Origin of the sequence: Desulfoferula mesophila (assembly GCF_037076455.1) — a bacterium.
Classification (GTDB): Bacteria; Desulfobacterota; Desulfarculia; order Desulfarculales; family Desulfarculaceae; genus Desulfoferula; species Desulfoferula mesophila.
This window is the reverse complement of record NZ_AP028679.1, coordinates 339,909-354,844: the sequence shown is the minus strand read 5'-3', so window position 1 is coordinate 354,844 and position 14,936 is coordinate 339,909. Positions and strand designations below refer to the sequence as shown.

The 14,936-nt window shown below is 66.5% G+C and carries 15 protein-coding genes; 8 read left to right on the top strand and 7 right to left on the bottom strand.

The annotated features are described in order from the left end of the window. Positions 1 to 240: 240 nt before the first annotated feature. A complete protein-coding gene (locus tag AACH32_RS01625) occupies positions 241 to 1,917 on the top strand; it encodes a phospholipid carrier-dependent glycosyltransferase (RefSeq protein WP_338604780.1) in 1,677 nt (558 codons plus the stop codon). 100 nt (positions 1,918 to 2,017) lie between these two features. On the opposite strand, the gene AACH32_RS01620 is transcribed toward AACH32_RS01625, so the two are convergent. Next, positions 2,018 to 2,605: a YSC84-related protein gene (locus tag AACH32_RS01620; protein WP_338604778.1), complete on the bottom strand. Its 588-nt coding sequence runs from the start codon at positions 2,603 to 2,605 to the stop codon at positions 2,018 to 2,020. A gap of 200 nt (positions 2,606 to 2,805) precedes the next feature. Continuing rightward, on the bottom strand, positions 2,806 to 3,450 hold the full coding sequence (locus AACH32_RS01615) for a hypothetical protein (RefSeq protein ID WP_338604776.1): 645 nt from the start codon (positions 3,448 to 3,450) through the stop codon (positions 2,806 to 2,808). A gap of 140 nt (positions 3,451 to 3,590) precedes the next feature. Here AACH32_RS01615 and AACH32_RS01610 point away from each other — a divergent pair, with 140 nt between their 5' ends. The 3 genes from AACH32_RS01610 to AACH32_RS01600 are packed head-to-tail and all read left to right on the top strand — an operon-like array spanning position 3,591 to position 5,441. Beyond that, entirely contained in the window at positions 3,591 to 3,845 is a 255-nt protein-coding gene (locus AACH32_RS01610; RefSeq protein WP_338604773.1) for a hypothetical protein, read from the top strand. Between the two features lie 56 nt (positions 3,846 to 3,901). After that, positions 3,902 to 5,020, top strand: a complete 1,119-nt coding sequence (locus tag AACH32_RS01605; RefSeq protein ID WP_338604770.1) for an NADH:flavin oxidoreductase — start codon at positions 3,902 to 3,904, stop codon at positions 5,018 to 5,020. 13 nt (positions 5,021 to 5,033) lie between these two features. Beyond that, positions 5,034 to 5,441 (top strand): Ig-like domain-containing protein, encoded by a 408-nt coding sequence (locus AACH32_RS01600; RefSeq protein WP_338604767.1) that lies wholly within the window; start codon positions 5,034 to 5,036, stop codon positions 5,439 to 5,441. A gap of 15 nt (positions 5,442 to 5,456) precedes the next feature. On the opposite strand, the gene AACH32_RS01595 is transcribed toward AACH32_RS01600, so the two are convergent. The 5 genes from AACH32_RS01595 to AACH32_RS01575 all read right to left on the bottom strand — a co-directional run bounded on the left by AACH32_RS01595 (position 5,457) and on the right by AACH32_RS01575 (position 10,947). Continuing rightward, a complete protein-coding gene (locus AACH32_RS01595) occupies positions 5,457 to 6,632 on the bottom strand; it encodes an adenylate/guanylate cyclase domain-containing protein (protein ID WP_338604765.1) in 1,176 nt (391 codons plus the stop codon). A gap of 155 nt (positions 6,633 to 6,787) precedes the next feature. Continuing rightward, positions 6,788 to 7,990 carry a sulfate adenylyltransferase gene (sat, locus tag AACH32_RS01590; protein WP_338604762.1) on the bottom strand — a complete coding sequence of 401 codons (1,203 nt, stop codon included), beginning with the start codon at positions 7,988 to 7,990 and terminating at the stop codon, positions 6,788 to 6,790. Positions 7,991 to 8,283: 293 nt separating this feature from the next. Next, entirely contained in the window at positions 8,284 to 9,054 is a 771-nt protein-coding gene (locus AACH32_RS01585) for a glycosyltransferase family 2 protein (protein WP_338604759.1), read from the bottom strand. A gap of 7 nt (positions 9,055 to 9,061) precedes the next feature. Beyond that, positions 9,062 to 9,844, bottom strand: a complete 783-nt coding sequence (locus tag AACH32_RS01580; protein ID WP_338604757.1) for a polysaccharide deacetylase family protein — start codon at positions 9,842 to 9,844, stop codon at positions 9,062 to 9,064. Beyond that, the gene (locus AACH32_RS01575) at positions 9,841 to 10,947 is read right to left on the bottom strand and encodes a glycosyltransferase family 4 protein (RefSeq protein ID WP_338604754.1); all 1,107 of its coding nucleotides are present in this window, start codon (positions 10,945 to 10,947) and stop codon (positions 9,841 to 9,843) included. The genes AACH32_RS01580 and AACH32_RS01575 overlap by 4 nt, the downstream gene beginning before the upstream one ends. A gap of 103 nt (positions 10,948 to 11,050) precedes the next feature. On the opposite strand from AACH32_RS01575, the gene rnc reads away from it, so the two are divergent. The 4 genes from rnc (at position 11,051) to AACH32_RS01555 (ending at position 14,916) form a co-directional block, all read left to right on the top strand. After that, on the top strand, positions 11,051 to 11,767 hold the full coding sequence (rnc, locus tag AACH32_RS01570) for a ribonuclease III (RefSeq protein ID WP_338604751.1): 717 nt from the start codon (positions 11,051 to 11,053) through the stop codon (positions 11,765 to 11,767). A 335-nt stretch (positions 11,768 to 12,102) separates the two neighbouring features. Then, positions 12,103 to 13,122 (top strand): TRAP transporter substrate-binding protein, encoded by a 1,020-nt coding sequence (locus tag AACH32_RS01565; RefSeq protein ID WP_338604749.1) that lies wholly within the window; start codon positions 12,103 to 12,105, stop codon positions 13,120 to 13,122. A gap of 10 nt (positions 13,123 to 13,132) precedes the next feature. Then, positions 13,133 to 13,618, top strand: a complete 486-nt coding sequence (locus tag AACH32_RS01560; protein ID WP_338604747.1) for a TRAP transporter small permease — start codon at positions 13,133 to 13,135, stop codon at positions 13,616 to 13,618. Next, complete coding sequence (locus tag AACH32_RS01555; protein ID WP_338604745.1) at positions 13,615 to 14,916, top strand: TRAP transporter large permease; 1,302 nt, start codon at positions 13,615 to 13,617, stop codon at positions 14,914 to 14,916. The genes AACH32_RS01560 and AACH32_RS01555 overlap by 4 nt, the downstream gene beginning before the upstream one ends. Positions 14,917 to 14,936 lie beyond the last annotated feature (20 nt).

Below are 14,936 nucleotides of genomic sequence, written 5' to 3'. Positions count from 1 at the left end.
GGCCTTTTTCCTTGGTCCGCTCGCGCCACATCCGTGATCGGTCGGATTCCGGTCCGTTTCGCGGCACTTGAGGGCGCGCCCGAGCGCCCAGCCAAACTATTGCCAATATTCGTTTGATGGGGTATTTTGGTTGACCCTGGGCAATTAAAACAGCTCATTTGGCGAGACACGCGGTCACCGATAGCGGTAGCGGAACCCTAAACCAGAATACGAGACCTCAAAACGAGACTGCCCGATAAAGTGCGCCCAAGCAAAGCTCTGCCCCTGATTCCGCTGGCTCTTTTTCTGCTGGTATACCTGTTCCCCTTAGGAGCCAGGGAACTTCTTATTCCGGACGAAACCCGCTACGGCGAGATTCCTCGGGAAATGATCGCCAGCGGCGACTGGGTGGTCCCGCGCCTGAACGGCCTGCGCTATTTTGAAAAACCGGTGTTCGGTTACTGGGCCCAGGCCGCCTCCATCCTTATCTTCGGGGAAAACAGCTTCGCGCTACGGCTGCCTTCGGCCTTGGCCGTGGGGCTCAGCGCCCTTTTGATCTACCTGTTGGTCCTGCGGGGCGGCGGCCGAGATCCCGAAGCGGATCACTGGTTGGCCACGTCTTCCGCGCTTATTTATATCACCTGTTTCCTGGTGGTCGGCGTGGGCACCTTTGCCCTGCTGGACGGCATGTTTTCCTTTTTCATAACGGCCTGTATCACCGCCTTTTTTTTCGCCACCCAGGCGCAGCGAGGCTCGGGCAGGGAAATAACTTTCCTGCTGTTGGCGGGAGCCGCCAGCGGCCTGGCCTTTCTCACCAAGGGTTTCCTGGGCTTCGTCTTGCCGGTGCTGGCGCTTTTCCCCTACCTTCTCTGGCAGAAGCGCCTCAGGGAGTTGTGGCGGCTGGGTTGGCCGCCGCTGTTGGCCGCCATAGCCGTGGCCCTGCCCTGGAGCATCCTGGTCCACTTGCGGGAGCCGGACTTTTGGGTGCGCTTCGCCTGGTACGAGCACATCCACCGTTTTCTGGCCGACAGCGCCCAGCACAAAAGGTCCTTCTGGTTCTTTTTCCTCGCCGCTCCCGGGATGTTCTTGCCTTGGGCCTTCGTGCTCCCCACCGCGGTGGCCGGTGTCAAGCGGCGCATGGCCGAGCCGGATCGCAAAAATTCGGTGTTGCGCCTGTCCCTGTGCTGGTTCGTCCTGCCCTTCCTGTTCTTTTCCCTCAGCAAGGGCAAGCTGCTGACCTATATCCTGCCCTGCGTGCCGCCTTTGGCCATACTCCTGTCCCAGGGGCTGGCCAACACCCTGGAGCGGGGCAAGGTCAAGCTGTTCAACCTGGGGGTGATGATTCTGGCGGCGTTTTTGGCCCTGGTCCTGTTGGCCCTGCTCTACGTGCAAATTTTCGGTTTCCAGGGCTTCCACCTCTATGGAGCCGCCTGGAAAACCCTGCTGGCCGCGGGCGGCCTCGTCTTTTTTGTCGCCATCTGCTTGGGAGCCGTCAGAGCCACCGGCGTCAAAAGAAAAATCGTGACCTTGGCTATCGCCCCGCTGCTGCTTTTGGCCACCGCGCCGTGGTTGATGCCGGACCTTACCCTGCAGGCTTCGGATCCCGGCCCCCTCTTTCGCCTCGAAGGGCATCCCATAAAGCCGGGCACCGTGGTGATCGCGGGTCAGGATGCCGCCGCCGCCACTTGCTGCTATTTGCGCCGCGCCGACGTTTACGTGTTGGACAGCCCCGGCGAGCTGAAGTACGGGCTCTCCTACCCCGACTCTCGCAAGCGGCATTTGCGCCTGCCCGCAGCCAGCCGGCTCATCTCGCGCAACCGGGGCAACACCGCCTTGATCATACGCAGCGACGTGGCCCAAAGAATGCTGCCCAAGCTGCCCCCGCCCGACTACGTGACCAGCACCGGCCCCAAGGGGTTCACCCTGGCCCTGTTTTAGTCCCCGTCGTCGCCCGGGCCTTGGGCCCTTCTTCGTGGGCCCCAAAGCAAAGGGCCGCGGCGCCTCTCGCGCCCCGGCCCTCTGACGGCGAAAAACCCGCTCAGTTCAAATCGCTGTCCTTGTAATACTTGGTGGCCTTGCCGGTTAGCTCCAGGGCCAGGCCCGAATCGGTCAACTGGTACATCCATACCCCCGGTGAAACCGAAATGGCCCCGGCAAAGGCGCCGCCGTCGCTGCCATACTTCGCCGCCGCCGAGGTCTGTCCTCCGAACTCCCAGCCGGAGTTCACGAATTGGTTCAAGTCCTTCTGGCGCTCGAAGACTATTACCACCCGGTACTTCTTCACCCCCAGGCCCAGCCCGGCCTGAGCCTCGACCATCTTCATGAAGGTTTCCTTTTTGGTCTTTTGATCCACGGCGACGCCCTTGCCCGCGCCCCCGCCGAAAAAGAAAATCTTGGTGCCGAAGTTGCTGAAAACCGCGTAACCGGCCGCACTGGAAATGGCCCCTTTGGCCGAGGGCCGCAGCTTATACAAGCGGGACAAAGTCTCTTGGGCCATTTTGCGGATCTCCGCCCGCGTTTGGTCCGCTTCCTTCTTGGTCATGGCCTGGGCGGTCCCCACCGCCAGGATCAGGCCCAACACCAACGCTGCAACCACGCCGACCTTAAAAAAGCGTTCTTTTCTCACGCCCGTCTCCATTCAGCCAAATCTGCCTTGTTATTGCCTACCGCCCATGAACCGCCGGACAACGCGAAAGTTTGGATTCATGACGGCTACCCCAATAGAACCTCAAAGCGTCATGCGTTGTATACCAATATACCCGCATTCGCCTTTTCAGTGGCCAGATGGCCAACCCCGCTTTTATCCGCCGGCGGGCGGCGGAGAGGTCAGGGGGCCACGGGCACGAAGCGCCCGTTTTGCCAACGGCGGCGGACCGTCACCTCCTCGCCCTTGGCCTGGTCGTAATAGGTGTTGACCAGCAGCCCCTTTTCCACCCGGATCAGAGGGGTGGAGTTGTGGTGCCCCGCGCCGGACACCGTCAGCGCCCCGCCGCCCTGCGTAGGCAGCTCGGCCAGGCGGCCGTCGGGACCCAGGGTGAACAGGCGATAGAAATTGCCGTTGCAGTTACCGTAGACCCCCAGGCTGAAGTCCGGGTGGCCGTCGCCGTTGTAGTCGGCCAAATGCAGGGTGAGCGGGGCCCAGAAAAAGAAGCTTTCGTCGGCCGCCACGGAGCAGCGGGGATAGATCAAGCTCTCCCAGCGCGCCTGGGTCAGGACCGCCGGCCCCCGGCGCACCCGCAGGGCGAAGCGGCCCTCCCACTTGTCCCCCGCGCCGCACCAGGGCTCGGCGTCGTCGCGGCGCTCCCCCTGGAGCAGCAGCACCTCCAGGGTCTCCGTCCGGCCGTCGCCGTCCAGGTCGGCCTGGGCCTGGGCGATTACCTGGGGCGGGGCCTCGGCCCGGGCCTCTGCCCCTCCGGCGGCCAGGACCGCCAGCATCGTCAGGGTCGCTATTATAAGGCGTAAATAAAGCATGGCTGAGTATAATCCCCCCCTGTTCACGGGCCAAGCCCTTAGGGACGCGGGCCGCCCCAAAGCCGGAGCGTGCCGCCCTTGTTGACAAGACACCCGGCCTCGCGGCTATGGTAGATACATACCCCCAATCGGAGGGCGCCATGCCCGAGATGAAAATAGGCGAGGTCTTCAAGTTTTTCGCTAAGCCCATGGTGGCGGCCATCCGCCTCACCGCCGGAACCCTGGCCAAGGGCGACCGGCTGCACTTGGTGGGCTTTACCACCGATTTCCAGACCGTGGTGGAGTCCATGCAAGAGGAGCACGCGGTGATCGAGAGCGCCGGGCGGGGCCAGCTGGTGGGCATCCAGGTGCCGGAGCGCTGCCGCCCCGGCGACGAGGTATACAAGATCGACTGAGCGGCCTTCCGCCGCGAACCGGCCCAAGCAACAAGGACACCTTGCAGGAGAACGCCATGCAGCCTTATCCCACCCTGTTTTCCCCCCTGGAGCTGGGCGGCCTGACCCTGGCCAACCGCGTCACCATGGCCCCCCTGTACCTGGGCTACGCCAATATGGACGGCCTGGTGAATAAACGCCTGCTGGAGCACTACCAGGAGATGGGCGCCTCGGGCGCGGCCATGGTCATGGTGGAAAACGCCTCCATCGATCCCCGGGGCCAGGGCAGCCCCTTTACCATGCGCATCGACGAGGACCGCTTCACCCAGGGCCTGGCCGGCTTGGCGGCCGCCATCCAGGCGGGCGGGGCCAAGGCGGGGTTGCAGATAAACCACGCCGGGCGTTTCGCCCACGGCACCGGCCATCCCCTGGCCCCCTCGGCGGTGCCCCTGGGGGAGATGGTGCCCGAGGCCCTGAGCGCCGAGCAGATCGCCGGGATCACCCAGGCCTTCGCCCGGGCGGCCCGCCGGGTGCGCCAGGCGGGCTTCGACCTGGTGGAGTTGCACGGCGGCACCGGCTACCTTCTGGCCCAGTTCCTTTCGCCGCGCACCAACCGCCGCGACGACGCCTATGGCGGCTCGCTCAATAACCGGCTGCGCTTTCCCCTGGAGGTGATCGCGGCGGTGCGCCGAGAGGTGGGCCCGGACTATCCGGTGGGCTACCGCTTCCTGGCCGACGAGTGGCTGCCCGACGGCCTGCAGCTGAGCGAGGCGCTGCTGGCCGCCCCCCGCCTGGCCGAGGCGGGTCTGGCCTATCTGTCGGTGATGGGCGGCACCTACGAGTCGTTCTTTTTGCCCGAGCGCAAGGCCCAGGAGCAGGAGCCCGGCTACATGCTATCGCTGGCCGCGGCGGTAAAGCAGGCGGTCCAGGTGCCGGTGATCGCCGCCGGGCGCATGCAGGACCCGGCCCTGGCCGAGGCGGCGCTCACCGAGGGCAAGGCCGATCTCATCGGCCTGGCCCGGGTGCTGCTGGCCGATCCCCAGTGGGTCCGCAAGGCCCAGGAAGGCCGGGCCTCGGAGATCGTGGGCTGCGAGCCCACCTGCGGCCTGTGCTTCCAGCGGGTGGCCAAGGGCCAGCCCGTCTTCTGCTCCCAGTGGCCCAAACAAAAACGCGAACACTTCGCCACCCGCGACTGACAAGGAGACACCCATGCTCGGCAAACGCCTGAACTCGCTCCTGGCCCTGGTCCTCCTCCTGGTCCTGCTGGCCTCGGCCTCGGCCCTGGCCGGGCCCTGCCGGGTGGTGGCCAGCGTCCCCGCCCCCCAGGCCGCCCAGGTGGACCCGGGCCTGACCTACATCGAGGTGCGCTTCGACCAGGACATGCTCACCGACCGCTGGTCCTGGGTCACCGACCCCAAGCTGGGGGCCTTCCCGGTGGTGACCGGCAAGCCCAAGTTCGTGGACGCCCGCACCTGCCGGCTGCCGGTGCAGCTCAAGCCGGGCACCGCCTACGCGGTGGGCATCAACACCGGAGGCTACGGCAACTTCCAGGCCCAGGCCGCGCCGGGCGTCTCCTGCGCGGGCTACCAGATCGTCTTCACCACGGGGGGCAAATAGGCGCGGCCGGAGTTTTCAGCCGCTCATGAGCGAGTAGACCCGCACCGCCTGGTCCATGCCCTTGAAGCACACCTCGCCCTTGGAGTAGGAGGGCCACAGGCCCTGGATGTGCTCTTGCACTGCCTGGCTCACCAGGATGTCCCCGCCCTGGGCCATGTCGGCCAGGCGGGCGGCCAGGTTGGTTACCGGGCCGCTGGCGGTGTAGGTCATGCGGCTGCCCAGGCTGCCGGCCAGGCGGGTGGGCCCCACCAGGGCTTGGCCCAGATTTATGCCCATCTTCAGGCGCAGGGGGTCGGCGTCGCGGCCCAGGGACAGGTTGTTCATGGAGGCGCTGGCCTGGATGTCAAAGGCCGCCTCCACCGCCTTCTTGGCCCCGGCGGCGGGGTCGGGGTCGGCGAAGATGATCATCAGCCCGTCCCCGGCGGTCTCGTTGATGTCGCCCCCGGAACGGTGGATGGGGTCCACGAAGCTGGAGAAGAAGCGCTCCACCAACTGGTTGACCTTTTCCTCGGGCATGCTGGCGAACAGGCGCGAGTAGCCCTCGATGTCCACGAACAACACCGCCACCTGGCGGCGCTGCTTGCCCTGGGCCAGGCCCTCGGGTTCCTCGTGGGCCAGCCGGGCCACGGTGCGGGGCACGAAGGGGATGAGCTGGGTCAGGCTCTGGCTGATCTTCATCTTCTCCTGGGTCACCTGCCAGTGCAGCTTGGCCCCCATCAGATGGTTGCCCGCGATGTCGGCCAGGTCGCGCATGAGGAAGAACTCCCGCCGGGTGAAGCGGGCTCCGGGCCGGATCAACACGGTGCCCACGGCCAGGGCCTCGCCCTTGACCAGGATGGGCATGGCCGCCTCGGGGCCGGTGGCCACCACCGTGCCGTCGGGCCGGGTAACCGAGCCGGGGCGGTTGAGCACCACCGCCTTGCGCCGGGCCAGGGCCGTCTGCACCGCCGAGCGGTTGCGCTTGCAGCTAAGGCAGTTGCGCGGAGTGTCGTAGAGGTCGCATTGCAGGGGCCGGGTGTAGGCGGCGGCCTCGGGGTCCAACAGCAGAATGCAGGCCTCCATGGCCGCGGGCACCACCTGCTTGGCCTCGGCGCGCACCGCCTCCAGGATGTGGTTCACCTCCATCACCGCGGCCAGGCGGCGGCCCAGGCGGCGGTAGAACTGATAGCGTTCCCGGTAATTCTTGTCCACGCGCTCCTCCCGATTGCTTAGGCTCCATTTTCCGGCAGGCCGGCCCCCCGGCCAAGCCTAATCGCCCCGCCGCGCAAAAAAGCCCGCCCTCCGCATAGCGGAAGGCGGGCTTTGATCTCAGGCTGCCGAACCGACCGGGGCCGGCTGGCTATGAACTACTTTTTGTCGACGATCTGGTAGTAGTCCATGAGGATCTTGGCCACTTCGGGGCGGGAGAACTCGGGCGGCGGGGCAATGCCCTGGCCCAGCATCTCGCGCACCTTGGTGCCAGACAGAAGCACGAAGTCCTCCTTGGTGTGACCCTCGGGAGCGTCCTTCATCATGATGACCTTGTTGAGCACCTTGGAGTAGGCGGTGTGGTCGGCCCGGTAGATCTCGATCTTCAGGGCGCCGGCGGGCACCTCTTCGTCGAAGATGGTCTGGGCGTCGAAGCCGCCGTAGTAGTCGCCCACACCGGCGTGGTCGCGGCCCACGATCAAGTGGGTGCAGCCGGTGTTCTGACGGAACACGGCGTGCAGCACGGCCTCGCGGGGACCGGCATAGAGCATGTCAAAACCATAGCCGGTGACCAGCACGGTGTTGGGCTCGAAGTACAGCTCCACCATCTTGCGGATGCAGGCGTCGCGCACGTCGGCGGGAATGTCGCCGGCCTTGAGCTTGCCCAGCAGCATGTGGATGAGGATGCCGTCGCACTTCAGGTCGTTGTAGGCCATGCGGCACAACTCTTCGTGGGCCCGGTGCATGGGGTTGCGGGTCTGGAAGGCCACGACCTTGGACCAGCCCAGCTTTTCCATTTCCTCACGGATCTGGTAGGCGGTGCGGAAGGTGCCGGGGAAGTCCTTCTCGAAGTAGGAGTAGTTCAGGACCTTGATGGGACCGGAGATGCAGGTCTTGCCCACGGTGTTGAAGGCCTTCACGCCGGGGTGAGCCATGTCGTCGGTGCGGTAGACCTTCTGGGTCATCAGAGCCATTTCGTCGTCGGTGAAGGTCTCCACCGCCTTGACGTCCTGGATGGCCAGGACCGGGTTGCCGGCCACGTTGGGGTCGCGCAGGGCGATGCGGTCACCGGCCTTGATGGCGCCGGCGTCCTCGACCATGTTCAGCACCGGGGTGGGCCAGAACAGACCGGAGGCGGTCTTGAGGTCGGTGGCCACGCCCAGGGCGTCGGCCTTGTTCATGAAGCCCTCGAGGGGGGTGAAGTAGCCGCCACCCAGCATCACCGCGTTGCCGGCCGCGGCGGAGCTGATGACGATCGAGGGCAGAGTCAGGGCCTCTTTGGCCAAGTCCGCGCGCTGAGCTTCATCCATCACGAATAGCGGCTTGAGGTTTCCGCCGCCATGAGGTTCGATAAGTGCCATTGTCTAAGCCTCCTTACGATAGTTCCCGCGCCCCCCGTTGGGAGCGCCCGCCTTGCGGGCGGGTGATTTGATTTTTCCTTCGTCTCCGGGGCGGAAGCGTCCCGGCTTTACTGACGGCGACCACTTTGTGCCTTTTGGCACTTTGGTGGGCAAAAACTTGGGGCCCTCAGGCCCTTGTCACGCAAACCCAACCGGCCCTGCCGGCCCGGATTTGCCTCGTCCACGCATTACAAGATTCTTGGCTACCTTAAATAGACCCCGTGGCGGTGTCAAGCTTAAAGTATATCCGCAGCCTAGGCCTGGTCCCCGTCCTTGGCCTCGTGGATCAGCCGCGCCAGGTCACGGTACTTATGCATGGTGTATCCCGCCTCCAGCCAGGCGGCCCACCACCCGGCCTTGCCGTCCAAAATACCCAGTCGCAGCAGATACCTATGCACAAAGCTCCAAGCCGCGTGAGCCGGAGCGGTAAGGGGGCCGCAGCGCCTGCCCGCCTCGAACATGTGCTTCGCTCCGGCCTGGGCGTAGCGCTGCGCCCGCTGGCGGTATTCTTCCACGCTGGCATAGGAGTGGTGGTCGTAAAAACAGCTCAGGCGGCCCGTCGCGCCCCTCACCTCCAGGCGCTCGTGCACCTGTTCGCGCACCCAGGCCCCCGACCCTTTCCGGTACAGCCGGATTTTCCACTCCGGGAAAAAACCGCCGTGGCGCAGTAAACTCCCGAAAAACCACACCCGCGATGGTATCAGAAAGGCGTTTTCCTCCGGTTCGGGGTTGACCTTGAACGCCCTCAGGGTTTGACGGCACTCCTCGTCGAGCACCTCGTCGGCGTCCAGCATCAAAATCCAATCGCCGGCGCAACGCTCGGCCAAAAAGTTGCGCTGATCGGCATAGCCGGTCCACTCCCGGTGGTAGACCCGAGCCCCGGCCCGCTCCAGCATCTCCACGGTGCGGTCGCTGGAACCCGAATCCACGGCCACGATCTCGTCGGCCACCGGGGCCACCGCCTTCAGCCAGCGGGGCAGGTTGGCCTCTTCGTTCAGGACGATTATGGCGATGGACAGCTTCATGGCTCTTCTACCAGCGGCTCTTGGAGCGGGTCAGTTTGAGGGCGAAGTCCCAGGCCGTGTCCGAGCGCTTGACGATGACGCGCGGTATGGCCAGGGGGTCGGTCCGGCCGGTGAGCAGGCCGGGCCGGGTGGCGCAGGCCGCGTGAAAGCCAGCCCGGGCCACCGCCTGCTTCACCTCGTCGTTGAACAGGCCGTAGGGATAGGCGAAGCTCCTGGCGGGGGCGCCCAGCAAGCCGGTGAGAACCTCCTGGCAGGCTCCCAGGTCGTCGGCCAACTCCTGGGGGCTCAAAGAGGTCAGGTCGCGGTGGGCATGGCCGTGCCCCCCGAACTCCACCCCCTGGGCGGCCAACTCCGCGATCTCTTCGGCGCTTAGAAGGGGCACCGAAGGAATGCCCTTGCCCTGGTCCCACACGTTGGAGCCCCCGATTTGGCCGGTGACCACGAACACCGTGGCCCCCATGCCCCTGGCCTTGATGAGCGGCCAGGCGTTGTCGGCGAAGTCCTGAAAGGCGTCGTCAAAGGTGAGCGCCGCCGCCTTGGCTCCCGGCGCGGCCGCCAGGGCCCCGCTCAGGCCGCTCACCCGGTAGCCCCGGCGTTCCAGGGCGGCCAACTGGCGTTCCAGGGCCCGGGGCGGCACCCTGAGCTTGGGCAAGGGGGTGCGGTCAAGCTCCTTCACGATCTGGTGGTACATGAGCACCGGCGCTCCGGCCAGACGGGGCCGCCACCAATGGAAGCGGGCGCTCAGGGCCGCGGCCCCCAGCCCGGCCAGCGCGGCCGGCCACCAGCTCACCGCGTCCTCCCGGCCAACACCCGGCCGTAAAGCTCCTCGGTGGCGGTCAGCATGGCCTCCATGGAGTAGTGCTCCAGCACCAGCCGGCGCCCCCCCCGGCCCAGCCGGGCCGCCAACTCGGGATCGTCCAAAACGCGGGCCACCCCGGCGGCCAAGGCCGAGGCGCTGCCGGGCTCCACCAACAGGCCGGTCTGTTCGTTGATCACCACCTGGCCCACGTCCCCGGCCCGGGCGGCCACCATCGGCCGCCGGACGGCCATCTGCTGCAACACCGCCTGGGGCACGCCTTCGTTCTTGTCGCTGGCCAACACCCCCACTTCGATCAAGGGCAGCAGGCGCTCCACGTCCGGTCGCATGCCGGTCATCACCACCCGCTCGCCCAGGCCCAGGCTTTGCACCAGGCCGCGCACCTCCTCTTCCTTGGGCCCCCCGCCCACGATGAGAAACTGCGCCTCGCGCCCCTGGCCCAAGAGCTCCCGGGCCATGGCCAAGAACAGGTCGTGGCGCTTCCAGGAGCGCAGGATGGCCACGATACCCACCACCGGCACGCCGGGCCTGAGGCCCAGCTCCTGGGCCAAGCCGGCATCGGCCCGGCGGGGGGCGTAGCGCTCCACGTCGATGCCCGTGGGTATGGAGGCCACCCGCTCCGGGGCCAGGCCGTAGTCGTTTACCAAATGGTTTCTAATACTCTCGCCGGTGGTCACCACCGCCTGGGGGAGGCGGTAGACGAAGTTGAAGGGGTGGTTGGGCACCTTGGCCGAAAGATGGCGGGTACGCAGGTTGGCCACCCCGGCCCAGCGCGCGGCCATGCCCCCCACCCAACCGTCCACCGAAGAGTGGGTGTGCAATACGTCGACGCCTTGGCTCTTGAGCAGGGCGCGCATTTTGACTATGGCCGCCAGGTCCCAGGGGCCACGCATCTCCAGGGGGTGGAAGGTGAGCCCCTCGGCGGCGGCGGCCTGGCGCAGCTTGCCGGTGGGGCAGCCCACCAGCGCCACCCGGTGACCGCGCCGGGCCATGCCCAGGCACTCGCTCAGGATGCGTATCTCCTGGCCGCCCCAGCCGTTGGACCATTCGGAATGTATGATGCTAAGAGACTCCATGAGGCCTTTCTTACGGTAGCCGGTGGTCCGCGTCAAGCTTCCCCCGAATCGGCGCATTGACATTTTACCTTGGCCGGGTCGATACTTGGCCCGGAGGAGCATATTGAATAGCCAACTACCACCGAGCCTGACACAGCTTTGCGAGCGCCTGGGTTATTCCTTTAGCGAGCCCGCCCTGCTCCTGCAGGCGGTGCGCCACTCATCCTACATCCATGAGCACCCCGAAGAGATGGACCAAAGCTATGAGCGCCTGGAGTTTCTGGGCGACGCGGTGCTGGAGCTGGTGATAACCGAGCTGTTGTACCAGCGCTTTCCCGAGGCCAGCGAAGGCCATCTCAGCAAGGCCCGGGCCGGGGTGGTCAACGAAAACCGCCTGGCCGGGGTGGCCCGCTCGCTGGACCTGGGCCCCTGCCTGCTCCTGGGCCGGGGCGAGGAGATGCAGGGCGGCCGGGAAAAGCCCTCCATCCTGGCCGACGTGGTGGAAGCCATAGCCGCGGCGGTGTACCTGGACGGCGGCCTGGACCAGGCCCGGGAGGTGCTCGGCCGCCTTTTGGCCGAGGCCACGGAAAAGGCCATGCTGCGCTCTCCCAAAAAGGACTACAAGACCCGCCTGCAGGAAGACGTGCAACAGGTGCTGCACTTCACTCCCGTCTACGAGCTGATCCACGCCGAGGGGCCGGACCACGCCAAGTTGTTCACCGCCGCCCTGGTGATCGACGGCCGCCGGGTGGCCACCGGCAGCGGCCGCTCCAAAAAGGAGGCCGAGCAGGACGCCGCCCGCCGGGGCCTGGAGGCCTGGCAGCTCATGGAGTGGGGCTAGCCGGCCCGGGCGGTTTCATCTTAGCCCGGCGCCCCCATGGGCGTCACCCCCCTAAAATAATCTTGCGGGCGCTAATCAGCTGTGCTAGCTTGCTCAACCATCGGGCGTCCCGCCCGTCCAGTTGGTAGCAAGGAGCGACGAAAGCAACACCATGGTCAGCAGCGCCTCCCATAGCGTCCGCGCCTATGCTTACGTCTATTGCTACTACTATCGGCCGCCCCGCGGCTGAAAACTACCCCTACATAAACACCCATACCCCCTTCCCATTAGGATAATTGCGCCTTCGCCGCTTTTTGGCGGCCGGGAGACGCACCCCGTAGTTCGTGGAGATGATCATGTTGCGCCGATGCCTGTTGGTAGTTCTCAGCCTGTTGCTTGCCCTGTCCGCCTCGGCTCCCGCGGCCCTGGCCGGAACCAGCCTCACCTACAGCAACTTCTTCCCCCCCACCCACGCCCAGAGCCAGCTGGCCCAGGCCTGGTGCGACGAGGTCAAAAAGCGCACCAACGGCCAGGTGAGCGTGCAGTACTTCCCCGGCCAGACCCTCACCCCGGCCCGCCAGGCCTACGACGGGGTGGTCAACGGCCTGTCCGACCTGGCCATGGGCTGCTTCGCCTACACTAGGGGCCGTTTCCCGGCCATGGAGGCCCTGGATCTGCCTTTGGGCTACAAGAGCGGCGTGCAGGCCACCCAAACGGCCAACCTTTTCTATGACCGGATCAAGCCCAAGGAGCTGGACCAGGTGGTGGTGATGTACGTGCACGCCCATGGTCCGGGACTGCTGTTCACCCGCGACAAGGCGGTGAGGACCCTGGACGACGTCAAGGGCCTCAAGATCCGCTCCCACGGCACCTCGGCCAAGCTGGTCAAGGCCCTGGGCGGCGTGCCGGTGACCCTACCCATGCCCGACACCTACCAATCGCTGGCCAAGGGCATCGTGGACGGCTCCTTCTACCCGGTGGAGTCCAACCTGGGCTGGAAGCTGGCCGAGACGGTCAAGTACGGCACCTGGAGCCTGTCGGTGGCCTACACCACCAGCTTTTTCGTAGTGATGAACAAGGCCCGCTGGAACGCCCTGCCCGACAAGGTGAAGAACACCATCCGCCAGATCAACCGGGAATGGGCGGCCAAGACCGGCCAGGCCTGGGACCAGGCCGACCAGAAGGGCCTGGAGTTTTTCCTGGCCCAGCCCGGCCGCGAGGTCATCAAGCTGAGCCCCGCCGAGAGCGAGCGCTGGCGCCAGGCGGCCCAGCCGGTGATCGCGGAGTACGAGAAATCGGCCACGGAGCGGGGCCTGGACGGCAAGGCGGTGGTCAAGGCGGCCCAGGAAGCCCTGGCCCAGGCTCCGGTGAAGTAAGGAACCGGCCATGCAAACCTTCAATCGCCTGACCGGCTGGCTGGTGGGCGGACTAAAGGCGGGTGGGGGCCTGTGCCTGGTGGCCATGATGGCCCTCACCTGCCTGGACGTGGTCCTGCGCGTGGCGGGCAAGCCCCTGGAGGGCGCGGTGGAGCTGGTGGCCTGGCTGGGGGCCCTGGTGTTGGCCCTGGCCCTGCCCCAGACCCAGGCCCGCCAGGGCCACGTGGGGCTGATGTCGCTGGTCAAGCGCCTGCCCCGGCGTCCCTCGCTGGTGGTGCAGATCTTGGCCGCCCTGGGATCCTTGGCCCTGTGCGGCGCGGCGGCCTGGCAGTGCTGGGTCTACGCGGGCCAGTTGGCCGAGGGCCATGAAATATCCATGACCCTGGGCCTGCCCCAGCACGTGCTGGCCCGGGTGGTCTCCCTGGGCCTGGGGGTCACCTGCCTGGTCATCGCCGGGCAGGCTGCGGCGCTGGTTAAAAAGGCGGTGCGGCCATGAGCCCGGCGGTGGTGGGCCTGGTGGCCCTGGCCCTGATGCTGCTCATCTTTTTCAGCGGCATGCCCGTGGCCTACACCATGGCCCTGGTGGGCTGGCTGGGCTTTTCCTGGCTGGTCTCGCCCCAGGCGGGCCTGGGCCTGCTGGCGCGGGATCTGGTGGGCACCTTTTCCAACTACGGCCTGGTGGTCATCCCCCTGTTCACCCTCATGGGCCAGTTGGCCCTGCACTGCGGGGTGAGCCGGCGCCTCTACGACGCGGCCCGGGCCATGAGCGGGGCCACCCGGGGCGGCCTGGCCATGGCCACGGTGCTGGCCTGCACCGGCTTCGGCGCGGTGTGCGGCTCCTCCCCGGCCACGGCGGCCACCATGGCCACGGTGGGCCTGCCGGAGATGAAGCGCTTCGGCTACGACCCCGGTTTCGCCGGGGGCACCGTGGCCTCCGGCGGGGGCCTGGGCATGCTCATGCCCCCCAGCGTGGTGCTCATCGTCTACGGCATCCTCACCCAGCAGTCCATCGGCCGCCTGTTCGTGGCCGCCGTGGTGCCCGCGGTGGTGATCTGCGGCCTGTTCATGCTGGCCGTTTTCCTGGTGTGTTGGCGGCGGCCGGAGCTGGGCCCTGCCGGAGAGAAAGTGCCCTGGCGGCAGAAGATGGCCTCCCTGGCCCAGCTTACCGAGGTGCTGGCCGTGTTCCTGCTGGTCATGGGCGGGCTCATCGCCGGCATGTTCACCCCCACCGAGGCCGCCGGGGTGGGCGCCGGGGGCATGCTCCTGGTGGGGCTCATCCGCCGCTCGCTCACCTGGGCCGGTTTCAAAAAGGCGGTGAGCGACACCCTGTGGACCTCGGCCATGACCATGATGCTGGTGGCCGGGGCGGTGGTGCTGGGCCATTTCCTGGCGGTCACCCGCCTGCCCTTCATGATCGGCCAGACCGTGGCCTCCCAGGCCTGGCCCGGCTGGCTGGTGGTCACGGCGGTGGTGCTCATCTACCTGGTGGGCGGCTGCTTCATCGACGCCCTGGCCCTGATCATGCTCACCATCCCCATCTTCTACCCGCTCATCACCGGCCTGGGCTACGACCCCATCTGGTTCGGGGTGATGATCGTGTTGGTAACCCAGATGGGGGTCATCACCCCGCCGGTGGGGGTGAACGTCTACGTGGTGGCGGGAATCGACGGCCACACCTCCCTGTCGGCCATCTTCAAGGGGGCCATGCCTTTCCTGGCGGCCCTGACCCTGGGCGCGGCGCTCCTCACCGCCCTGCCCCAGCTGGCCACCTGGTTGCCGGAGGTGATTTATTAATTAGACGCAGCGCGCGCGAA